Origin of the sequence: Pseudomonas sp. TE3-3-F2023, from assembly GCF_036784815.1 — a bacterium.
In the GTDB taxonomy this organism is placed as follows: Bacteria; Pseudomonadota; Gammaproteobacteria; order Pseudomonadales; family Pseudomonadaceae; genus Aquipseudomonas; species Aquipseudomonas pudica.
In genome coordinates, this window is sequence record NZ_CP145113.1 from 25,847 (window position 1) to 48,985 (window position 23,139).

18 protein-coding genes are annotated in these 23,139 nt (G+C 62.7%); 12 read left to right on the top strand and 6 right to left on the bottom strand.

Features of this window, described 5'->3' with window-relative positions; all coding sequences use genetic code 11:
• Positions 1–120: 120 nt before the first annotated feature.
• The 11 genes from V3314_RS00130 to V3314_RS00180 all read left to right on the top strand — a co-directional run bounded on the left by V3314_RS00130 (position 121) and on the right by V3314_RS00180 (position 17,339).
• Positions 121–297: a hypothetical protein gene (locus tag V3314_RS00130; protein WP_003250005.1), complete on the top strand. Its 177-nt coding sequence runs from the start codon at positions 121–123 to the stop codon at positions 295–297.
• A complete protein-coding gene (locus tag V3314_RS00135; protein WP_173015123.1) occupies positions 281–3,256 on the top strand; it encodes a sensor histidine kinase in 2,976 nt (991 codons plus the stop codon). Before V3314_RS00130 ends, V3314_RS00135 begins: the two co-directional genes overlap by 17 nt.
• Positions 3,257–3,260: 4 nt before the next feature.
• Positions 3,261–4,703, top strand: a complete 1,443-nt coding sequence (locus tag V3314_RS00140; RefSeq protein ID WP_046613115.1) for a sigma-54 dependent transcriptional regulator — start codon at positions 3,261–3,263, stop codon at positions 4,701–4,703.
• 891 nt (positions 4,704–5,594) lie between these two features.
• Positions 5,595–6,983 carry a polynucleotide adenylyltransferase PcnB gene (locus V3314_RS00145; protein WP_085599572.1) on the top strand — a complete coding sequence of 463 codons (1,389 nt, stop codon included), beginning with the start codon at positions 5,595–5,597 and terminating at the stop codon, positions 6,981–6,983.
• Entirely contained in the window at positions 6,980–7,459 is a 480-nt protein-coding gene (gene folK / locus V3314_RS00150; protein ID WP_046613117.1) for a 2-amino-4-hydroxy-6-hydroxymethyldihydropteridine diphosphokinase, read from the top strand. Before V3314_RS00145 ends, folK begins: the two co-directional genes overlap by 4 nt.
• Positions 7,460–7,721: 262 nt before the next feature.
• Positions 7,722–8,522 (top strand): 3-methyl-2-oxobutanoate hydroxymethyltransferase, encoded by an 801-nt coding sequence (gene panB, locus V3314_RS00155; RefSeq protein WP_046613118.1) that lies wholly within the window; start codon positions 7,722–7,724, stop codon positions 8,520–8,522.
• Entirely contained in the window at positions 8,519–9,382 is an 864-nt protein-coding gene (panC, locus tag V3314_RS00160) for a pantoate--beta-alanine ligase (RefSeq protein ID WP_046613119.1), read from the top strand. Before panB ends, panC begins: the two co-directional genes overlap by 4 nt.
• Positions 9,383–9,646: 264 nt before the next feature.
• Positions 9,647–11,311, top strand: coding sequence for a glucose-6-phosphate isomerase (pgi, locus tag V3314_RS00165; protein ID WP_046613120.1), 1,665 nt, complete (start codon positions 9,647–9,649; stop codon positions 11,309–11,311).
• A 166-nt stretch (positions 11,312–11,477) separates the two neighbouring features.
• Positions 11,478–13,412, top strand: coding sequence for an acetate--CoA ligase (acs, locus tag V3314_RS00170; protein WP_338459810.1), 1,935 nt, complete (start codon positions 11,478–11,480; stop codon positions 13,410–13,412).
• A 42-nt stretch (positions 13,413–13,454) separates the two neighbouring features.
• On the top strand, positions 13,455–14,324 hold the full coding sequence (locus V3314_RS00175) for an oxygenase MpaB family protein (RefSeq protein ID WP_046613122.1): 870 nt from the start codon (positions 13,455–13,457) through the stop codon (positions 14,322–14,324).
• A gap of 78 nt (positions 14,325–14,402) precedes the next feature.
• On the top strand, positions 14,403–17,339 hold the full coding sequence (locus tag V3314_RS00180; protein ID WP_338459811.1) for a DUF748 domain-containing protein: 2,937 nt from the start codon (positions 14,403–14,405) through the stop codon (positions 17,337–17,339).
• A 132-nt stretch (positions 17,340–17,471) separates the two neighbouring features.
• On the opposite strand, the gene V3314_RS00185 is transcribed toward V3314_RS00180, so the two are convergent.
• The gene (locus tag V3314_RS00185) at positions 17,472–17,885 is read right to left on the bottom strand and encodes a VOC family protein (protein ID WP_010955354.1); all 414 of its coding nucleotides are present in this window, start codon (positions 17,883–17,885) and stop codon (positions 17,472–17,474) included.
• A gap of 60 nt (positions 17,886–17,945) precedes the next feature.
• Between V3314_RS00185 and V3314_RS00190 the strand changes: the two genes are divergently transcribed.
• Positions 17,946–18,248 (top strand): putative quinol monooxygenase, encoded by a 303-nt coding sequence (locus V3314_RS00190; RefSeq protein WP_046613124.1) that lies wholly within the window; start codon positions 17,946–17,948, stop codon positions 18,246–18,248.
• Positions 18,249–18,326: 78 nt separating this feature from the next.
• Here the strand turns inward: V3314_RS00190 and V3314_RS00195 are convergent, their stop codons facing one another.
• From V3314_RS00195 to rbfA, 5 genes are all read right to left on the bottom strand, one after another.
• A complete protein-coding gene (locus tag V3314_RS00195; RefSeq protein WP_046613125.1) occupies positions 18,327–18,677 on the bottom strand; it encodes a BON domain-containing protein in 351 nt (116 codons plus the stop codon).
• Between the two features lie 262 nt (positions 18,678–18,939).
• Positions 18,940–21,045: a polyribonucleotide nucleotidyltransferase gene (pnp, locus tag V3314_RS00200; RefSeq protein WP_046613126.1), complete on the bottom strand. Its 2,106-nt coding sequence runs from the start codon at positions 21,043–21,045 to the stop codon at positions 18,940–18,942.
• Between the two features lie 251 nt (positions 21,046–21,296).
• On the bottom strand, positions 21,297–21,566 hold the full coding sequence (rpsO, locus tag V3314_RS00205) for a 30S ribosomal protein S15 (RefSeq protein ID WP_003249971.1): 270 nt from the start codon (positions 21,564–21,566) through the stop codon (positions 21,297–21,299).
• 146 nt (positions 21,567–21,712) lie between these two features.
• Positions 21,713–22,630, bottom strand: coding sequence for a tRNA pseudouridine(55) synthase TruB (gene truB / locus V3314_RS00210; RefSeq protein WP_046613127.1), 918 nt, complete (start codon positions 22,628–22,630; stop codon positions 21,713–21,715).
• A 3-nt stretch (positions 22,631–22,633) separates the two neighbouring features.
• Entirely contained in the window at positions 22,634–23,032 is a 399-nt protein-coding gene (gene rbfA / locus V3314_RS00215) for a 30S ribosome-binding factor RbfA (RefSeq protein ID WP_046613128.1), read from the bottom strand.
• Between the last annotated feature and the right edge of the window lie 107 nt (positions 23,033–23,139).

The following is a 23,139-nucleotide window of genomic DNA, read 5'->3' on the forward strand; positions in this document are numbered from 1 at the left end:
AAAACAAAAGCCCAATAAATTCAACCTCTTGGCGAACCCTATGGATTCCCGCTAGCATCCGCCCAGCCATTTGCGCCAATAATAAGTCCAAGCCCGCAGCGCCCAACCATCGAGGCCAGCATGTACATCTATCGTTTGGTCCTGCTTCTGGTCGTGGGGATCTACCTGTTCTCCCCGGCCATCATGGACTGGTGGATCGAACCGACCGGAGCCTGGTATCGCCCTTACCTGCTCTGGCTGATCCTGATCGTCGTCACCTTCATCCTGCAGAGCCAACGAGATGCCGATGAGCTTTAGCCTGACCCAGATGATCCTGATCAGCGCCGCGTACCTGATGGTGTTGTTCGGCGTGGCCTGGATCAGCGAGCGGGGGTTGATCCCGCGCTCGATCATTCGCCACCCGCTTACCTACATCCTGTCGCTCGGCGTGTACGCCAGTGCCTGGGCTTTCTATGGCTCGGTGGGCCTGGCCTACCAGTACGGCTACGGTTTCCTTGCCTGTTACCTGGGGGTGTCCGGCGCGTTCCTGCTGGCGCCGGTGCTGCTCTACCCTATCCTCAAGATCACCCGTACCTACCAGCTGTCCTCGCTGGCCGACCTGCTGGCGTTCCGTTTCCGCAGCACCTGGGCCGGGGCACTGACCACCATCATCATGCTGATCGGCGTGCTGCCCTTGCTGGCCCTGCAGATCCAGGCGGTGGCCGACTCGATCAGCATCCTTACCGGTGAGCCGGTCAAGGCACGGGTGGCCTTCGCCTTCTGTGCGCTGATCATCCTGTTCACCATCTTCTTTGGTTCCAGGCACATCGCCACACGCGAAAAGCATGAAGGGCTGGTGTTTGCCATCGCCTTCGAGTCGGTGATCAAGCTGCTGGCCCTGGGCGGTATCGGCCTGTACGCCCTGTATGGCGTATTCGGCGGCCCGCACGAACTGGAAGTGTGGTTGCTGCAGAACCAGACCGCCCTGGCGGCTCTGCATACGCCCCTGCAAGAAGGCCCATGGCGCACCCTGCTGCTGGTGTTCTTCGCATCGGCCATCGTCATGCCGCACATGTACCACATGGCCTTCACCGAAAACCTCAACCCGCGCTCGCTGGTCAGCGCCAGCTGGGGGCTACCGTTGTTCCTGCTGCTGATGAGCCTGGCCGTGCCGCTGGTGCTATGGGCCGGCCTGCGCCTGGGCGCCACCACCAACCCCGAGTACTTCACCCTGGGCCTGGGGCTTGCCGCCAACAACCAGGCGCTGGCGCTGCTGGCCTACATCGGCGGCTTGTCGGCTGCCAGCGGGTTGATCATCGTCACCACCCTGGCGCTGTCGGGCATGGCCCTCAACCATCTGGTGCTACCGCTGTACCAGCCGCCGGCCGAAGGTAACATCTACCGTTGGCTGAAGTGGACCCGCCGCGCGCTGATCGTCGCCATCATCACCGCCGGGTTCATGTTCTACCTGACCCAGAACAACCACCAGAGCCTGGCCAACCTGGGCATCGTCGCCTTCGTGGCCACGTTGCAGTTCCTGCCGGGCGTGCTGTCGGTGCTGTACTGGCCGACCGCCAACCGCCGCGGCTTCATCGCCGGCCTGCTGGCCGGCACCCTGGTGTGGATGGTGACCATGCTACTGCCACTGCTGGGAAACCTGCAGGGCTTCTACATCCCGCTGCTGGACATGATCTATGTGCTGGACGACACCAGCTGGCACATGGCGGCCATCGCCTCGCTGGCGGCCAACGTGCTGCTGTTCACCCTGATCTCGCTGTTCACCAACGCAAGCAACGAAGAGGTCAGCGCCGCCGAAGCCTGCGCAGTGGACAACGTGCGCCGCCCGCAACGCCGCGAGCTGCACGCCGCCTCGCCACAGGAATTCGCCACCCAACTGGCCAAGCCGCTGGGCGCCAAGGCCGCACAGAAGGAAGTGGAACAGGCTCTGCGCGACCTCTACCTGCCGTTCGACGAGCGCCGTCCCTATGCCTTGCGCCGCCTGCGCGACCGCATCGAGGCCAACCTGTCCGGCCTGATGGGGCCGAGCGTGGCCCAGGACATGGTCGAGACCTTCCTGCCGTACAAGTCCGGTAACGAAAACTACGTGACCGAGGACATCCACTTCATCGAAAGCCGCCTGGAAGACTACCACTCGCGCCTGACCGGCCTGGCCGCCGAGCTCGACGCCCTGCGCCGCTACCACCGCCAGACCCTGCAGGAACTGCCCATGGGCGTCTGCTCGCTGGCCAAGGACCAGGAAATCCTGATGTGGAACAAGGCCATGGAAGAGCTCACCGGCATCGCCGCCAAGCACGTGGTCGGCTCACGCCTGGTCACCATCAGCGAACCCTGGCGCGGCCTGCTGCAAGGTTTCATCAATGTGCCCGACGAGCACCTGCACAAGCAGCGCCTTGCGCTGGACGGCCAGCCGCGCTGGCTGAACCTGCACAAGGCGGCCATCGACGAGCCGCTGGCCCCAGGCAACAGTGGCCTGGTGCTGCTGGTAGAGGACCTTACCGAAACCCAGGCGCTGGAAGACAAGCTGGTTCATTCCGAACGCCTGGCCAGTATCGGCCGCCTGGCTGCCGGCGTGGCTCACGAGATCGGCAACCCGATCACCGGCATCGCCTGCCTGGCGCAGAACCTGCGCGAGGAGCGTGAGGGCGATGGCGAAATCATCGAGCTGTCCAGCCAGATTCTCGAACAGACCAAGCGGGTATCGCGCATCGTCCAGTCGCTGATGAGCTTCGCCCATGCCGGCGGCAGCCACCAGAACAGCGAAGAGCCGGTATGCCTGGCCGAAGTGGCGCAGGATGCCATCGGTCTGCTGGCGTTGAATCGGCGCAATTTCGAAGTACAGTTCTTCAACCTCTGCGACCCTGAGCACTGGGCCGAAGGGGACCCGCAGCGCCTGGCCCAGGTGCTGATCAACCTGCTTTCCAACGCTCGCGACGCCTCGCCGCCCGGCAGCGCCGTGCGTGTGCGCAGCGAAGTCAGCGAGCACACCGTCGACCTGATCGTCGAGGATGAGGGCAGCGGGATCCCGAAGAACATCATGGACCGCCTTTTCGAACCCTTCTTCACCACCAAGGACCCGGGCGAAGGAACCGGACTGGGGCTCGCTCTGGTCTATTCCATCGTGGAAGAGCATTATGGGCAAATCACCATCGACAGCCCGGCCGATATCGAACGGCAACGTGGCACCCGGATCCGCGTGACCCTGCCCCGGCATGTCGTAGCGACGTCCCCTGAAATTCGAGACCGTCGAGAGAATTGAATCAATGCCGCACATTCTGATCGTCGAAGACGAAACCATCATCCGCTCGGCCTTGCGTCGCCTGCTCGAACGGAACCAGTACCAGGTCAGCGAAGCCGGCTCGGTGCAGGAAGCCCAGGAACGCTTCAGCATTGCCACCTTCGACCTGATCGTCAGCGACCTGCGCCTGCCCGGCGCGCCCGGCACCGAACTGATCAAGCTCGGCCAGGGCACCCCAGTGCTGATCATGACCAGCTACGCCAGCCTGCGCTCGGCGGTAGACTCGATGAAAATGGGCGCGGTGGACTACATCGCCAAGCCCTTCGACCACGACGAGATGCTGCAAGCGGTGGCGCGTATCCTGCGCGACCGGCAGAACGCCCCGGCAGCCGCACCGGCGGCCGAGCCACGCGCCACCAATGGCAAGGCCGCCCCGGCCGACAAAGGCAGCGCGGCAGCCGCCAATGGCGAAATCGGCATCATCGGCTCCTGTCCGCCAATGCAGGACATGTACAGCAAGATCCGCAAGGTCGCGCCCACCGATTCGAACGTGCTGATCCAGGGCGAGTCGGGGACCGGTAAAGAGCTGGTCGCACGCGCCCTGCACAACCTGTCGCGTCGGGCCAAGGCACCAATGATTTCGGTGAACTGCGCAGCCATCCCCGAGACACTGATCGAGTCCGAGCTGTTCGGCCACGAGAAAGGCGCGTTCACCGGCGCCAGCGCCGGGCGCGCTGGCCTGGTGGAAGCTGCCGATGGCGGCACCCTGTTCCTCGACGAAATCGGCGAACTGCCGCTGGAAGCCCAGGCCCGCCTGCTGCGCGTGCTGCAGGAAGGCGAGATTCGCCGGGTGGGTTCGGTACAGTCGCAAAAGGTCGATGTACGCCTGATCGCCGCGACCCACCGCGACCTGAAGAACCTGGCCAAGGCCGGCCAGTTCCGCGAAGACCTCTATTACCGCCTGCACGTGATCGCGCTGAAACTGCCTGCCCTGCGCGAGCGCGGCAGTGACGTCAACGAGATCGCCAGCGCCTTCCTCGCCCGCCAGAGCGCGCGCATCGGCCGCGACGACTTGCACTTCTCGGCCGAAGCGGAGCAGGCCATTCGTCACTACAGCTGGCCGGGTAACGTGCGAGAGCTGGAAAACGCCGTGGAACGTGCGGTGATCCTCAGCGAGAGCGCAGAAATTTCCGCGGACCTGCTGGGCATCGACATCGAACTGGGCGACCTGGAGGAGGACGAAATCCTCGACAACGCCCTGGTCGTGGCCAGTACGGCAAATGCCAGCCATGAACCGACCGAGGACCTGTCGCTTGAGGACTACTTCCAGCACTTCGTGCTCGAGCACCAGGACCACATGACCGAGACCGAGCTGGCCCGCAAGCTCGGGGTCAGCCGCAAGTGCCTGTGGGAACGCCGCCAGCGCCTGGGCATCCCGCGGCGCAAGAGCAACGCTACCAGCGAGTAACCGTGTTGCCTGGGCGGGAGGCTCCTCCTGCCCTCATCCCTCTCTATGTGCCATTCCGGCCGCTTCGCGGGTGAACCCGCTCCCACAGGAATTTCACTGCCCTCAAGGTGGTGCGGTCCCTGTGGAAGCCGGCTTACCGGGATTTAGCGAAATCTGCGCCGTCCCCGTGGGAGCGGGTTCACCCGCGAAAGGGCCAGCAAAGCCAGCGCACACACCCCAGGTAACACTTCAGCCCCCGCAAAAATCTGTTACCCAAGCTTTCCGCCGTAACAGTTCCCGAGGCGTACGGTAACGAAATTTCGACATTTTCGACCGCCGCTAAACCGCTCACCAGCTCCAACCCCTTGATTTTACTGGGCTTGCAAAAGTTGGCACGGCACCTGCTATATGTCTGGTACAAGAACAATAACAAGCACTGCAACTCAGAATAAGAACAAGACGAAACGGCTCACGCACAATAAAAACAAGACGGCGGAGGCGCAGCTAACTGATTCTTTTGGAGAGGATGCGTGTTTGGGGCTTGCCCCACAACCAGGCAGAGAACAATAAAAACTGCACTAAAAAGCAGCGCCTGAACTGGTTGGATCGACAGATCAACGTGACATCAGCGGCCAAAGCAATCCGTTTGCTCTTAACCCCTGGATTGGGGGTCGTCCACAAGCTTCGAGATTTGTGGGCAGGGCACTCAACAAAAACAAGAAGCCCAGCAAAAAAACAATAAGAGCACGCAACGACTTCTTGGGGAGCTTAGGCTCCCCTTGTCGTTTCTACCCTTCCCGCAGGCACCCTGCTACCCGCCTACACCATTCCTTGAGTAAATGCTAGAATCCCCGCCCATCATGCGGCCATTCTCCTATTCTTGGCCGAACATTCCTTCAAACAGTGCATCCCATGCTGAAGAAGCTGTTCCAGTCGTTCCGCCCGCCCGTACCGGGCCCGCACCACAGGCGCACCACGCCTGAGGTGATCAACAAGAGCCAGCACTCGCTGCAACGCCATCAGTTCAGCCGCCATGCGGTGAGCATCGTGGAACGCCTGCAGAGCGCCGGTTACCAGGCTTACCTGGTCGGTGGCTGTGTCCGCGACCTGATGCTGGGCATCACGCCGAAAGACTTCGATGTCGCCACCAGTGCCACCCCCGAACAGGTCCGTGCCGAATTCCGCAACGCGCGCATCATTGGCCGCCGCTTCAAGCTGGTCCACGTGCATTTCGGCCGTGAGATCATCGAAGTCGCCACCTTCCGCGCCCACCACACGGAAGACGACCAGGGCGACAGCCACCGTTCGTCGCACAATGCCAGTGGTCGCATCCTGCGTGACAACGTGTACGGCACCCTGGAAGAGGACGCGCAACGTCGCGACTTCACCATCAACGCCCTTTACTACGACCCGGTCAGCGAGCGCATCCTCGACTACGCCAACGGCGTGCACGATATCCGCAACCGCCTGCTGCGCCTGATCGGTGACCCTACCCACCGCTACCAGGAAGACCCGGTGCGCATGCTGCGCGCGGTGCGTTTCGCCGCCAAGCTCGACTTCGGCATCGAAAAGCACACGGTCCAGCCGATCCGAGAGCTGGCTCCACTGCTGCGCGAAATTCCACCGGCGCGCCTGTTCGAAGAGAGCCTCAAGCTTTTCCTCTCGGGCCAGGGCGCCATCGCCTTCGAAATGCTGGTCGACCTGCAGTTGTTCGAGCCGCTGTTCCCGGCCAGTTCACATGCCCTGGACGAACGCCCGACCTACACCCACACGCTGATCAGCCAAGCGCTGAACAACACCGACCTGCGCGTGAAGCAAGGTAAACCGGTAACCCCGGCCTTCCTCTTCGCCGCGCTGCTGTGGCCAGCCCTGCCTGCCCGCGTGTTGCACCTGCAGAACCAGGGCGTACCGCCGATACCGGCCATGAACGGTGCGGCCCACGACCTGATCGCCGAGCAATGCGCACGCATCGCCATCCCCAAGCGTTTCACCCTGCCGATCCGCGAGATCTGGGACATGCAGGAGCGCCTGCCTCGCCGCAGCGGCAAGCGCGCCGACATGCTGCTGGACAACCCTCGCTTCCGTGCCGGCTACGACTTCCTGCTGCTGCGGGAAAGCGCCGGCGAAGAAACCGACGACCTTGGCCAGTGGTGGACCGATTACCAGGATGCCAACGACAGCGAGCGTCGCGAGATGATCCGCGAACTGGGTAGCCGCGACGAAGGTACCGGTGCCGGCCCGCGCAAACGCAAGCGTAGCGGTGGCAAGCGCAAGCGCAGTGGCGACGAGGCGTTCGAGTGAGTACCCGCGCCTATATCGGCCTGGGTAGCAATCTGGACGCACCTGCCGAGCAGCTGCGTAGCGCCTTGCAGGCCCTCGACCAGGTCGAAGCCACGCGCCTGGTGGCGGCCTCGGCCCTGTACACCAGCGATTCACTGCTGCCTGGCCAGCCGCGCTACACCAATGCCGTCGCCGCCCTGGACACTGCCTTGGCGCCGCTGGACCTGCTCGATGCACTGCAGGCTATCGAAAACGGCCAGGGCCGCGTGCGCAAGGAGCGTTGGGGCCCGCGCACACTGGACCTGGACATCCTGCTGTTCGGCGACCAGGTACTCGACGAGCCGCGCCTGAAAGTGCCGCATTACCACATGCATGCCCGGCCTTTCGTGCTGTACCCGCTGGCAGAACTGGTACCGGGCGATTTCCGCCTGGCCGACGGCCGCGCCCTTGCGCAACTGCTCGACGACTGCCCGTTCGTCGGCCTGGAGCGCCTGTAAACCGGGCGTTCCAGCCTTGCGCACTGGCGCGGTAACGCCAGTAACACCCTGATCGTAACAATGCGGTAACAGGGTGATTGACTTCCCCCACCTCGCTCACGACTATAGGCGTCCCGTGTGGCACCAAAGTGCCGCATACCCGTATTTAGGCCCGGACGGACCTGTGCCCGAACATCACGCGCGATGATGTGCCGCTCCGGAAGATGACTACACGCGTTGAATGCAGTCGTTTTTTACAGCGCCTGAACGAGGAATTTCCTACATGCCTGAAGTAACCCTGACCACCCTCAATGGCCTCAAGGCCAAGGGTGAAAAAATCACCATGCTGACCTGCTACGACGCGACCTTCGCCAAGGTCGCCAGCCAGGCCGGTGTAGAAGTGTTGCTGGTGGGCGACTCGCTGGGCATGGTCCTGCAAGGCCACGACAGCACACTGCCAGTGACCACCGCGGACATGGCCTACCATACCGCCAGCGTCAAACGTGGCAACGACGGCGCGCTTATCCTCGCCGACCTGCCGTTCATGGCGCATGCCACCCCGGAGCAGGCTTTCGCCAACAGCGCCACGCTGATGCAGGCCGGCGCCCACATGATCAAGATCGAAGGTGCTGCCTGGCTGGCCGAGACCATCCGCCTGCTGGCCGAGCGTGGCGTGCCGGTGTGCGCGCACATGGGCCTGACCCCGCAGACTGTCAACGTGCTGGGCGGCTACAAGGTGCAGGGCCGTCAGGAAGCCCAGGCCCGACAGATGCGCGCCGACGCCATCGCCCTGGAACAGGCCGGTGCGGCCATGCTGCTGCTCGAATGCGTGCCCAGCGAACTGGCGGCGGAAATCACCAGTGCCGTGGCCATCCCGGTGATCGGCATTGGCGCCGGCAGCGGCACCGATGGCCAGGTACTGGTCCTGCACGACATGCTCGGCCTGTCGCTGAGCGGCCGGGTACCTAAATTCGTGAAGAACTTCATGCAAGGCCAGCCGGATATCCATAGCGCTCTCGTCGCTTACGTCGAGGCGGTCAAGCAAGTCAGCTTCCCAGGCAGCGAACACGGGTTCAGTGCATGAATACAGTCAAGACCGTCCGCGAACTGCGCGCCGCAGTCGCCCGCGCCCGCGGTGAAGGCAAGCGCATCGGCTTCGTGCCGACCATGGGCAACCTGCACAGCGGCCATGCCGCCTTGGTGACCAAGGCTGCGCAGCGCGCCGATTTCGTGGTCGCCAGCATCTTCGTCAACCCGCTGCAGTTCGGCGCCAACGAAGACCTCGACAAGTATCCGCGCACCCTGGCCGCCGATCAGGAGCGCCTGCTCCAGGCTGGCTGCAATCTGCTGTTCGCGCCCAGCGTCGAAGAGATGTACCCCGACGGCATGAGCGTGCAAACCCGCGTCAGCGTGCCCGGCCTTTCCGAAGGCCTGTGCGGCGCCAGCCGGCCCGGGCATTTCGAAGGCGTGGCCACCGTGGTCAGCAAGCTGTTCAACATGGTCCAGCCCGACCTTGCCGTGTTCGGTGAAAAGGACTTCCAGCAGCTGGCGGTGATCCGCGCCATGGTGCGCGACCTGAACATGCCGATCCAGATCATCGGCGAGCCTACCGTGCGGGCCGAGGACGGCCTGGCGCTGTCGTCGCGCAATGGTTACCTCACGCCTGAGCAGCGTGCTGCGGCGCCAGCGTTGTACCGCACGCTGCAGCACATAGCTGCTGCCATCGAACGTGGCCAGCGGGACTTTGCCGCGCTGGTTGCCGAAGGCCAGACACAGTTGACCACCGCTGGTTTTCGGCCGGATTACCTGGAAGTGCGTCATGCCGTTAGCCTGCGCCCGGCAGTGATCGATGATCGAGACCTGGTGGTAATTGCGGCGGCTTACCTGGGTAATACACGGTTGATCGACAACCTGTACCTGCATGTGGAAGAAAAGACCGCGTAACGGCCTGGGGCTGCCTTGCAGCCCATTCGCCGGCAAGCCAGCTCCCAACTCGATCGCATCGGCCTCGATGCCATGCGCTATCCCTGTGGGAGCTGGCTTGCCGGCGATGAGGCCAGTACAAGCGATACAAGACAGTTGCCTCCCCCAAATTCCCCCGCCTTACCCATTCCCTGCAAGTGGCCTTTGCCTATAATGGTGCCAGCCTGAACCCGGCAATGAGTGCCGTGTCCAAGGTCTCACCACGCACCAAGGGAACCCCGCGCAATGGCGTATTACCGTACACCCCACGATGTCACGGCCCTGCCCGCCTGGCAGGCGCTCCAGCAACACCGCGACGCCATGCAAGGCTTCAGCATGCGCGAAGCGTTCGCCGCCGATGCCAAGCGCTTCGACCAGTTCTCCCTGAGTTCCTGCGGCCTGTTCCTCGACTACTCGAAAAACCTGATCACCGAACAAAGCCGCGACCTGCTGGTGAACCTGGCCAACGAAGTGGGCCTGCAGGACGCCATCAAGTCCATGTTCAGTGGCGAAATCATCAACGCCTCCGAAGGGCGCCCGGTGCTGCACACCGCCCTGCGTCGGCCGGTGGGTGACAAACTCAGCGTCAACGGCGTGAACGTCATGCCGGAAGTGCACAAGGTGCTCAACCAGATCACCGAACTGGTCGGCCGCATCCACGACGGCCTGTGGCGCGGCTACAGCGAAAAACCGATCACCGACGTGGTCAACATCGGCATCGGTGGCTCGTTCCTCGGCCCCGAGCTGGTCTCCGAGGCGCTGCTGCCCTACGCCCAGCGCGGTGTGCGCTGCCACTACCTGGCGAACATCGACGGCAGTGAGTTTCACGAGCTATCGGCGAACCTGCGCGCCGAAACCACTCTGTTCATCGTCTCGTCGAAGTCGTTCAATACCCTCGAGACCCTGAAGAACGCCATGGCCGCGCGTACCTGGTACCTGGCCCAGGGTGGCTCGGAAGCCGAGCTGTACCGCCACTTCATCGCCGTTTCCAGCAACAAGGCCGCCGCCGTGGCCTTCGGCATCCGCGAAGAAAACATCTTCCCGATGTGGGACTGGGTGGGCGGGCGCTACTCGCTGTGGTCGGCCATCGGCCTGCCGATCGCCCTGGCCATCGGTACCGCCAACTTCAAGGAGCTGCTGTCCGGTGCCTACACCATGGACCAGCACTTCCAGACCGCGCCGTTCGAAAAGAACATGCCGGTACTGCTGGCCCTGCTGGGCGTGTGGTACGGCAACTTCTGGGGCGCCCAGAGCCACGCGATCCTGCCGTACGACCACTACCTGCGCAACATCACCAAGCACCTGCAACAGCTGGACATGGAGTCCAACGGCAAGAGCGTGCTGCAGGACGGCACCCCGGTGAAGACCGACACCGGCCCGGTGATCTGGGGCGGCGTCGGCTGCAACGGCCAGCATGCCTACCACCAGTTGCTGCACCAGGGCACCCAGCTTATTCCGGCCGACTTCATCGTGCCGGTGGTGAGCTTCAACCCGGTGGCCGACCATCATCAGTGGCTGTACGCCAACTGCCTGTCGCAGAGCCAGGCGCTGATGCTGGGCAAGACCCGCGAGGAAGCCGAAGCCGAGCTGCGTGGCAAAGGCCTGAACGAAGCAGACATCGAAAAGCTTGCCCCGCACAAGGTCATCCCGGGCAACCGCCCGAGCAATACCCTGGTGGTGGAACGCATCAGCCCCCGCCGCCTGGGCGCGCTTGTGGCGATGTACGAGCACAAGGTCTTCGTACAGAGCGTGATCTGGGGCATCAACGCCTTCGACCAGTGGGGCGTGGAGCTGGGCAAGGAGCTGGGCAAAGGCGTTTACCAACGCCTGGTCGGCAGCCTGGAAGAGAGCGCCGAAGATGGCTCCACCCAAGGCCTGATCAACTACTTCCGCGGCCGTCACCGCGGTTGATCCCAAAGCCGTCATACGGCCGCTCCGTGTAGGAGCGGCCCATCGCGGCACAAGGCCGCTCCTACAGGGACCGAGTCTACCCTCAAGGAACATCACCTCTGGCTACACTGTCCTATCGAATAGCCGTTGCAGTCCATCGCCCCTTACAAGAGCAGGACCACCCGCCATGTTCGATATCCGCAACTACCCCCAGGCCCTGGCCGCCAGCCAGTCCGCCGCCCTCACTCCCGACGAGTACCGCCGCCTCTACCGCCAGTCGGTGGATGACCCCGACACCTTCTGGGCCGAACAGGCCAGGCGCCTGGACTGGATCAAGCCCTGGTCGAGCGTGCAGCAATGCGACCTGAAGACCGGCAACGCTCGCTGGTTCGACGGCGCCCAGCTCAACGTCAGCTACAACTGCATCGACCGCCACCTGGACCGACGCGGCGCACAGACCGCCCTGCTGTGGGAGGGCGATGATCCCAGGGATTCCAAGGCCATCACCTACCGCGAACTGCACCGCCAGGTATGCCGCCTGGCCAATGCGCTGAAAGCACGCGGGGTAAAGAAAGGTGACCGGGTGTGCATCTACATGCCGATGATCCCCGAAGCCGCCTTCGCCATGCTTGCCTGCACCCGCATCGGTGCCATCCACTCGGTGGTGTTCGGCGGCTTCTCGCCCGATGCTCTTCGCGACCGTATCCTCGATGCCGACTGCCGTACGGTGATCACCGCCGATGAGGGCGTGCGCGGCGGCAAACGCATACCGCTGAAACAGAACGTCGACAAGGCCCTGGCCAGCTGCCCCGCGGTCAGCAGCGTATTCGTGGTTCGCCGCACCGGCGGCGATGTCGCCTGGACCGAAGGCCGTGATCTCTGGTACCACGAGGCAACGGAAAAGGCCGGCGACGACTGCGCTCCCGAGCCAATGGGCGCCGAAGACCCGTTGTTCATCCTCTACACCTCCGGCAGCACCGGCAAACCCAAGGGCGTGCTGCACACTACGGGCGGCTACCTGCTGCAGGCCACCCTCACTTTCAAGGTGGTGTTCGACTACCGTGACGGCGAGGTGTTCTGGTGCACCGCCGATGTCGGCTGGGTTACCGGCCACAGCTACATCGTCTATGGTCCGCTGGCCAATGGCGCGATCTCGCTGATGTTCGAAGGCGTACCCAACTACCCGGACACCTCGCGCTTCTGGCAAGTGGTCGACAAACACAAGGTGAACATCTTCTACACCGCCCCTACCGCCTTGCGCGCGCTGATGCGCGAAGGCTCCGCGCCGCTGCAGGGCACTTCACGCCAGAGCCTGCGTCTGCTGGGTAGCGTCGGCGAGCCGATCAACCCCGAAGCCTGGGAGTGGTATTTCGAAGAAGTCGGGCAAAAGCGCTGCCCTATCGTCGATACCTGGTGGCAGACTGAAACCGGCGGCATCATGCTCACCCCGCTGCCCGGCTCGCAATCGCTCAAGCCCGGCTGTGCCACCCAGCCCATGTTCGGCGTGCAACCAGTGCTGCTGGACGAAAAGGGCAAGCTCATCGAGGGCCCCGGTGCCGGTCTGCTGGCGATCAAGGCCAGCTGGCCTGGGCAGATCCGAAGCGTCTATGGCGACCATCAGCGCATGGTCGACACCTACTTCAAGCCGATGCCCGGCTACTACTTTACCGGCGACGGTGCCCGCCGCGATGCCGATGGTGACTACTGGATCACCGGTCGCATCGATGACGTGATCAACGTTTCCGGCCACCGTATCGGTACCGCCGAAGTGGAAAGCGCGCTGGTGCTGCATGACAGCGTTGCCGAAGCGGCGGTGGTCGGTTACCCCCACGACCTCAAGGGCCAAGGCGTCTACGCCTTCGTCACACCGATGAATGGCGTAACACCGGACGACGCGCTCAAGGCCGAGCTACTGGCCCTGGTCAGCAAGGAAATCGGCAGTTTCGCCAAGCCCGAGCTGATCCAGTGGGCTCCGGCGCTGCCCAAGACACGCTCAGGCAAGATCATGCGGCGTATACTGCGCAAGATCGCCTGCAACGAACTCGACAACCTGGGCGATACCTCGACCCTGGCAGACCCCAGCGTGGTGCAGGGCCTTATCGACAAACGCCTCAACCAGTAACCGGCGGCCGCTGTTGTTGGCCGCCCTGAACCACAGGTCGCCATGGAAGCCCTTCGCCGCCGCATCGAAACCCAGGTCATGAGCCTTACCGGGCTGGCCCTCGGCCAGCTCGACCTGGAATCGCCCAAGGGCGACCCCGGCCTGTTCGGCCCGCACAGTATCAGCTGGCGGGTACATGGCGACTTCCCGAGCATGCTGGTCGGAGGCATCAGCGCCCTCATGCTGCAGTTGCTGCACCCGCTGGCCCTGGCCGGGGTGTGGGACCATTCCAACTTTCGTGAAGACCTGCTCGGTCGCCTGCGCCGCACCAGCCAATTCATTTCCGGCACCACCTTCGGCGCCACCCGCGATGCCGAATGGTTGATCGACAAAGTGCGCACCATCCACCTTCAGGTGACCGGCATCGCGCCGGATGGCCGCCCGTATGCGGCCAGCGACCCGGACCTGCTGACCTGGGTGCATGTGGCGGAAGTCAGCAGCTTCCTCGCCGCCCATCTGCGTTACCGCAACCCGCACCTTGCGCGCGCAGAGCAGGATGCCTACTACGCAGAGATCGCGCTTATCGCCGAGCGCCTTGGCGCCCGCGACGTGCCGCGCTCGTGCCAGCAGGTCGAGGACTACCTGCAGCGCATGCGGCCACAATTGCACTGCGACGCCCGCAGCCATGAGGTGGTCGGCATCCTGCTCGATGCCCCCGCCCCCAGTCGCCTGGCAAAGCCGGTGGGCAAGCTGATGCTGCATGCCGGCATCGACCTGCTGCCGGGGTGGGCCCAGACCATGCTCGGGCTGCAGCACGGCCCGTTGCAGCGGCGCATCATCCGCCTGGGCCTGCAACGCACCGCGCCAGTACTGCGCTGGGCGATGCGTGACGGCTCGGCGCACCGGGCCAAACGGCGCATGGGCATCGAATGAAGTCGAATGGTCGCCTCAGCGGAACTGATTTAACGTGCCATACTCCAAGCTCTCCTGCTTAGACAGACGAAGCGACACATGTACAAAGGATTGACTCGCGCCGTTGGCGCACTGCTGGCCTTGGTAGCCCTCTACAGCCTTCTCGGCTTTCTCGTTCTCCCCGGTGTCGCGCTGCGCATCGCCAACCAGCAGTTGGCCGAGTACGCAACCGTGCCTGCCCATCTCGAACGGATCGAGCTCAACCCCTTCAGCCTCGAGCTGACGCTGTGGGGCCTGCAGATCGGCGAGCCTGGCAAGGAGCAGGTCGGCTTCGACCGGCTATACGCCAACCTCTCGCTCGACAGCCTGTGGAGTGGCGCCCTGCACCTTGACGCAGTGGAACTGGTCAAGCCACGCAACGAAGTACTGTTCGCCAAGGACGGTACCCTCAACCTGACCCGCCTGTTCAAACTGCCAGCCAGCGAAGCCAAACCTGACGAACCGCCCAGCGACCCGTTCCCGCTACGCATCGGCAGCATCAAGCTCAGCGACGGCTACCTGCACTTCGAGGACCTGCGCCCGGGCGAGCCGATCGAGTTCCTCTATGACAACATGAACCTGGAGCTGAAAAATCTCAGCACCCTGCCCAACGACAACGCCGACATGACTTTGGTGGCCATCGGCCCCAACGGCGGGCGCATCGACTGGAAAGGCACCCTGAGCCTGGCGCCAATAGCCTCTGAAGGCACACTGAAGATCACCGAAGGCAGGATGAAGGCATTCTGGCCCTATGTACGCGATGCCGTGCCACTGGTGCTGGAAGAAGGCGTGGTCAGCCTCGACACCCACTACAAGCTCAACCTTGCCAAACAGACCGAACTGTTGCTGGACAACGCGTCGGTGCGCATTGCTCCGTTCGCCATCAAGGCCCCGGATGGCCGGCCGCTGGCACGCCTGGCCAGCCTGGAGGTAAGCGAAACCTCGGTCGACCTGGTCAAGCAGCTGGTCACCGTGGGCAAGATCCGCAGCGAAAAACTGGAAACCTGGGCTGCGCTGGAAAAGGACGGCCAGCTCGACTGGCAAAAGCTGTTCGCCAGCCAGCCGGCCAAAGCCACGCCGAAGGAAAAGGCCGAGCCTGCCACCGCCGAGCCAACGCCCGAACAGCAAGCCGCCAAGGAGCCAAGCAAACCTTGGCAGGTGTTGCTCAAGGACGTGCAACTGCGTAACTATCTGGTGCACTTGGCAGACCGTTCCCAGAAGGAGCCGGTGGCCCTGGACGTCGGCCCGCTCAATGCCGATCTGCAAGGTTTCGACAGCCTCAACAAGTCGCCTTTCACGCTCAAGCTCGATACCGGTGTGGGCAAGCAAGGCAAACTGCAGGCAGCCGGCCAGGTCAACCTGGCGCCCATCTGGGCCAAGCTGGACGTGAGCAGCCGCGACATCGACCTGCGAGTGGCCCAAGCCTATATAAGCCCGTTCATTCTGCTGGAGCTGCGCAGTGGCATGCTCGCCAGCGACCTCAAGGTCGACTTGAAGAACACCGCACCGCTGGCCTTCAGCGTTACCGGCAAGGCACAGGTCAGCCAGCTGCACACCCTCGACACCATCAAGAGCCGTGACTTCGTCAAATGGCAGCAGGTGAACGTCGATGGCCTGTCCTACGTGCACGGCGATGCGCTGTCGATCGACAAGGTGACCCTGCTGCAACCCTATGCGCGCTTCATCATCAACGAAGACCGCACCACCAACATCAACGACCTGCTGATCCCGCAGCCGGCCGGCGCTCCGGCAACCAGCCAGGCCAAGCCGGCCGCTGCCAGCAACGACAAGCCGCTGGGCATCCACATCGGCCAGATCGACATCAACGACGGCTCGGCCAACTTCGCCGACCTGTCTCTCACACCCAACTTCGCTACGGCCATCCAGCAGCTCAACGGCCGGATCGGCACCATCGACAACCGCAAGCCGGTGCCGGCCAAGGTCGACGTCAAGGGCAAGGTCGACCGCTACGCGCCGGTCACCATCAAAGGCGCCCTGAACCCTTTCAACCCGTTGGCCAGCCTGGACATCGCCACGAGTTTCAAGCGGGTCGAGCTGACCACACTCACCCCCTACTCCGGCAAGTTCGCCGGCTTCCGCATCCGCAAGGGCCGGCTCAACCTCGACTTGCACTACCTGATCACCAATGGCCAGCTGAAGGCCGAGAACAAGGTGGTGGTGGAGCAGCTGCAGTTGGGCGAGAAGGTCGACAGCCCCGACGCCGTGGACCTGCCGATCCGACTGGCGGTGGCGTTGCTGAAAGATACAGAAGGCAAGATCTCGATCGAGCTGCCTGTGTCAGGCGACCTCAACAACCCGCAGTTCAGCGTGATGCCGATCGTCTGGCAAACCCTGCGCAACCTGGTGTTGCGTGCGGCGCAGGCACCGTTCAAGTTCATTGGCGGGCTGGTTGCCGGCGGTGGCTCGGAAGACCTGGGCAACGTGTCCTTCGCGCCGGGCTCCAGCGAGCTCGGTGGCGACGCCAAGGCATCGCTGGACAAGCTGGCGTCGGCCCTGAAGGAACGCCCGGAGCTGCGTCTGGAAATCGAAGGCACCAGTGCCCAGGCCAGCGATGGCCCGCTGATCGCCCAGCAGCGCCTGGAGCGTGAGTACCAAGCCACCTGGTACAAGATCCTGCAGCGTCGCGGTGACAAGGTACCGGCCAATGCGTCGATGCTGGTGGTCGACGACAGCGACAAACCAGCGATGCTCGAAGGTATCTACCGTAATCGCCTGAAACAGCAGCCGCCTGCCGAATGGGAGCAACTGGGCCGTGACAAGCGCACCGCCAAGCTGCGCGAGGCGGTGATCAAGTCCTGGGCCGAGAGTACTGCGCTGCTGCGCACGCTGGGCCAGGAGCGGGCCAGCAGCATCAAGGATTACCTGGTGGACAAAGGCCAGCTGGAAGATGACCGGGTGTACTTCATCGATACCAACCTGGGCCAGGCCGAGAGCGATGGGCGGGTGGTGACGCCAATGCATCTGGATGCCGAGTAGTTTCTACCAGCAGGGCTGGCCTCTTCGCGGGTAAACCCGCTCCCACAAGGTATGCGCTGGCCTTGAGCTGTGCGCGCTCCCTGTGGGAGCTCATCGGGGCGCCGAATCGCCGCGAAGAGGCCGGTACAGGCTTCACACCAAACGCTGGCCCGACACCGCCGGGTGATACAACGGCTGCACCTTGTTCCCTGCCGGGTCCAGCAGGTGAAAGCTGCGCGCCCCGTCACCATGGTTGAACGGCCGGTCCAGCAAGGTCACGCCGTGCGCCTTGAAGTACTGGTACCAGGCTTCCAGCTCCTCCACGCTATCGACGATGAACCCATAGTGGTCCAGGGTCTGCAACCCATTGGCCGCCCCTGCCCCACGCCCCAGCGACAGATTGTCGTTACCACAAGTGAGATACACCAGGTCTTCGTTGGCCCGGTTCAGCACCTCCATGCCCAGCACATCGACGTAGAAACGTTCGCACTCCTCAAGGTTGGGCACCAACAACGCAATATGACGCAGGCCATTCAGGCGACCAGGGCGGGCAGGCAATTCGGACATTGGCGAGGCTCCATTTTTGTATACAATTCAAAGTAGAATTTAAAACAAAAGGAGAGCCTTGTGTATAGTCTGTTCATCAAGACCCGAGTGAAGCCCGGTTGCGCCGAAGATTTTCTGACTGCGATCAAGGTCAATGCCGCAGCGTCTGTCGCCACCGAATCGGGCTGCCTTGTGTTCGACGTGTCGCAGGACCGGGCCGACCCGGAGGTGATTTACCTGTACGAGATCTACCGCGATGAAGCGGCGTATGAAGCGCACACCGAAACCGCGCACTTTCGCGATAGCCGGCCGTTGGTCGAGCCGCTGATCATCGAGCAGGAATGCTTCGAGAGTGATGTGATCGCACGTAACCCGGTTTACTAGCCGCAAATGAAAAGCCCCGGCAAATAGCCGGGGCTCGGAGCAAAGATGGCCAAATCCGTTTGGCCGACGGGACAATCCTTATTCGGCTTTCAGGCCATCCGACATCACACTCTTGACGCCTTTGATGTTCTTGGTAATACGAACAGCTTCTTCTTTCTGGGACTGAGTCACCGCCACGTCAGACGACAGCGAGACGACACCTTGGCTGGTCTCGACTTTGATGTCGCTGCCTGGAATACCTTTTTCAGTCAGCAGGTCCGCTTTCACTTTGGTAGTGATCCAGGTGTCAGAACCTTCCTGCTTGGCGTTGTCCACGGTATTGGCGGCCAACATGACTGGAGCCTGGGTTGGCTCTGCAGCGAATGCGCCGTTAGCCAGGGTCAGGGTCAGGGCGGTAGCAGTAGCGGCAGCAATGGCGAACTTCTTCATGTGAGTCACTCCTGTTTTTCGAAAGGTCTGCGCCGTATGTCCTGGCGTCAGATATGAAGGTAGTTGCACGCGCTGTGCCAGCTTTTCCGCCTCGCTTGTTTCCTTTTAAATCAATAAGTTAACGAAAAATCAGTATTCCTGTCGTCGTGCATTTTGCAATCCGCACCGTAAACCTGCATGCAAGATGCAAGTCCGCAAAAGGTTCCCTTTCGCCCATGAAAAAAGGGCCCCGAAGGGCCCTTTCCTGTAGCGTGGCAGTCGCTTAGACGCCCGAGGCCTTGGCCGCGGCAACATCCTTGATCGACAGCTTAATACGGCCGCGGTTGTCCACGTCCAGTACCAGTACTTCGACTTCTTGGCCTTCTTTCAGGATGTCGGTAACTTTCTCGACGCGAGCATCGCTCAGCATGGAGATGTGTACCAGGCCGTCCTTGCCAGGCAGGATGTTGACGAAGGCACCGAAGTCGACGATGCGTTCGACCTTGCCGACGTAGATCTTGCCAATCTCGGCCTCGGCGGTGATGCCCAGGATGCGCTGCTTGGCAGCCTCTGCCGCTTCCTTGGTTTCGCCGAAGATCTTGATCGAGCCATCGTCTTCGATGTCGATCGAAGCCTTGGTCTCTTCGCAGATGGCGCGAATGGTGGCGCCGCCTTTACCGATGACGTCACGGATCTTGTCGGTGTCGATCTTCATCGCGATCATGGTCGGAGCGTTGGCCGACAGCTCGCTACGCGACTGGGCGATGATCTGGTTCATCTGGCCGAGGATGTTCAGGCGCGCTTCCAGGGCCTGGCCCAGGGCGATTTCCATGATCTCTTCGGTGATGCCGTTGATCTTGATGTCCATCTGCAGCGCGGTAACACCCTTGGCGGTACCGGCTACCTTGAAGTCCATGTCGCCCAGGTGGTCTTCGTCACCCAGGATGTCGGTCAGGACAGCGAACTTGTCACCTTCCTTGACCAGACCCATGGCGATACCAGCAACTGGGGCCTTCATCGGTACACCGGCGTCCATCAGGGCCAGGGAAGCACCGCAGACCGAAGCCATGGAGCTGGAACCGTTGGATTCGGTGATTTCCGAAACCACACGGATGGTGTACGGGAAGTCGCTGTCGCTCGGCAGCATGGCCTGCACGCCACGACGGGCCAGGCGACCGTGACCGATTTCACGACGGCCGGCGCCGCCCATGCGGCCGCACTCACCCACCGAGAATGGCGGGAAGTTGTAGTGCAGCATGAACGGGTCTTTCTTCTCGCCTTCCAGGGTGTCCAGCAGCTGGGCGTCACGTGCGGTACCCAAGGTCGCGACAACCAGGGCCTGGGTTTCACCACGGGTGAACAGCGCCGAACCGTGGGTCTTCGGCAATACGCCGACTTCGATGTTCAGCGGGCGCACGGTGCGGGTGTCACGGCCGTCGATACGCGGTTTGCCGTTGACGATGTTCTCACGGACGGTGCGGTATTCCAGTTCGCCGAAGATGTCCTTGATGGCGCTGGCGGACGGGCCGGTCTCTTCGTTGCTCAGACGGGCAACAGCTTCGTCGCGCAGCTGGCCCAGGCGGTTGTAGCGGTCAGCCTTCTGGGTAATGGTGTATGCCTGCGAAACGGCTTCACCGAACTCGCCACGCACCAGGTTCATCAGCTCGACATTGGCCGGGGCTGGCTGCCAGTCCCAGGTCGGCTTGCCGGCTTCGGCGGCCAGTTCCTTGACGGCCTGGATCACGGCCTGGAATTCGTCGTGTGCGAACAGTACGGCGCCCAGCATCTGGTCTTCGGTCAGCTCTTTGGCTTCCGATTCAACCATCAGTACAGCCGATTCGGTACCGGCAACGACCATGTCCAGGCTCGAGGCAGCCAGTTGCTCGTAGGTCGGGTTCAGCAGGTAGCCGGTGCTTTCGTGGAAGGCAACGCGAGCGGCGCCGATCGGGCCTTCGAACGGAATGCCGGAAATGGCCAGGGCAGCCGAGGTACCGATCATCGCAGCGATGTCCGGGTCGGTCTTCTTGCTGGTGGAAACCACGGTGCAGACAACCTGCACTTCGTTCATGAAGCCTTCCGGGAACAGCGGACGGATCGGACGGTCGATCAGGCGCGAGGTCAGGGTCTCTTTCTCGGAAGGACGGCCTTCACGCTTGAAGAAGCCACCCGGGATCTTGCCGGCGGCGTAGGTCTTTTCCTGGTAGTGAACCGACAGCGGGAAGAAACCCTTGCCTGGATCAGCCTGCTTGGCGCCTACCACGGTCACCAGCACGGTGACGTCGTTGTCGACGGTAACCAGCACAGCGCCGGTTGCCTGACGGGCAATACGGCCCGTTTCGAGAGTAACGGTCGATTGACCGAACTGGAAAGTCTTGATTACCGGGTTCACGGTTTCCTACCTTTTTCAGTGGCTCTTGGGGGGAACTGGTTTCTTGCGAATTCTTGGGCAGAACGGGGAATCGGCCCCATTGACCGTCCAGATACAACACGAGGCTGGGAGCCTGGCGCCAAGCGGAAGATCCGCTCAGCGTTGCCAGGCTGCCAACCTCGGAGATACGCGTGGCGTGTCCAACGGCAGCGCTGCAAAACAGCCCTGCCGAAGCCTGCGACACGCCATGCACACCACTGGCCAGGCCGCTATTAGCGACGCAGACCCAGGCGACCGATCAGGGCGCTGTAACGAGTGGTGTCTTTGCCCTTCAGGTAGTCCAGCAGCTTACGACGCTGGTTGACCATACGAATCAGACCACGACGGGAGTGGTGGTCTTTGTCGTTGGCCTTGAAGTGGCCTTGCAGCTTGTTGATGTTGGCGGTCAGCAGAGCAACCTGCACTTCCGGGCTACCGGTATCGCCGGCGGCTTGCTGGTATTCGGCAACGATCTGAGCTTTTTCTTCAACGCTGAGGGCCATGTGGCTTCTCCTGATAACGGATCCCGCATGCGGGTCCAATAGGCCAGGGACAAATCCCTGTATTAATAAAAAAGGTGTGACCGTGCCTACTGACAGCCACCCTTGGTCCCGTGGAACCTGGCAATTGCCCGGCCCCGCGGTTTCGGTCATTCCGACCGAATCAGCCGACGCGGCGCAATGCGCCCGTCTTCGCTCACTTCACCGATACCGATGAAGCGTGCATTGTGATCCTGTACCCGGACCATGCCAAATTGTGGCGCGTCCGGCGCGCGTACCGCCTGCCCATGCAACCAGTAGAACGCACTGTGCTCGGACAGGCACACCAGTGGCCAGTCCTGCAGGCCGCTGTCAGAAGGCATAAGGAAGCGGTCGAGCGCTTCGTTGCCGCCTTCGGCGTGGGCCTGTTCGAGTTCCTCGAGAGTGACCGTCTGCGCCAGCGCGAAAGGCCCGGCCTGGGTCCTGCGCAGCTCGGCGACATAGGCGCCGCAGCCAAGAGCCTCGCCGATATCCTCCACCAGGGTGCGGATATAGGTGCCTTTGCTGCATCCTACGCTCAACCGCGCACGGGTGCCTTCGCACTCGAGCAACTCCAAGCGGCCAATAGTAACAGAACGCGCCTCGCGCTCCACTACCTCTCCTGCACGTGCCAGCTTGTACAGTGGCTGGCCGTCACGCTTGAGCGCCGAGTACATCGGCGGTATCTGGCTGATCTGGCCACGAAAACGCGGCAGCAGGGCCTCGATGTCGGAGCGACCAACGGTCACCTCGCGAGTCTGCAGCACCTCACCCTCGGCATCGCCGGTGTTGGTAGTCTGCCCCATCTGCATGACTGTTTCGTAGCCCTTGTCGGAATCGAGCAGGTACTGCGAAAACTTGGTTGCTTCGCCAAAGCACAGCGGCAGCACGCCGGTTGCCAGCGGGTCGAGGCTGCCAGTGTGGCCGGCCTTTTCCGCATTGAGCAGCCAGCGCACCTTTTGCAGGGCCGCGTTGGAGGTGAAGCCCAGCGGCTTGTCGAGCAGGATGATGCCGCTGACGTTGCGGCGGATACGTTTGACCTGGGCCACCGCTTACTCCTCGGCGTCCGGCTTGTCGGCATCCTTGTGCAGACGGTCTTCGGCGACCGCGCGCTCGATCAATGCCGACAGGTGGGCACCACGGCTGACGCTTTCGTCGAAGTGGAAATGCAATTGCGGCACGCTGCGCAGTTGCATCACGCGCCCCAGGTGCAGGCGCAGGAAGCTCGCGGCGCTGGTCAGGGCCTTGAGGGTCTGCGGCACGGCGTCGGCGCCGTCCTGGCCCATCACGGTGATGAACACCTTGGCGTGGCCGAGGTCGCGGCTGACGTCCACGGCAGTGATGGTCACCAGGCCGACGCGCGGGTCTTTGACTTCACGGCGGATCAGCTCCGACAGCTCGCGCTGCATCTGATCGCCGATGCGTTGGGTACGGCTATATTCTTTTGCCATTCTTGCTACCTGTAACTTAAAGCGGCAAACGCCCGGCCAGGCTGAAGCCTGACCGGGCGCTACCTTCAGAGGCGCTGCCAGCCGCCCAAGGGCGGGGCCTGCACCAC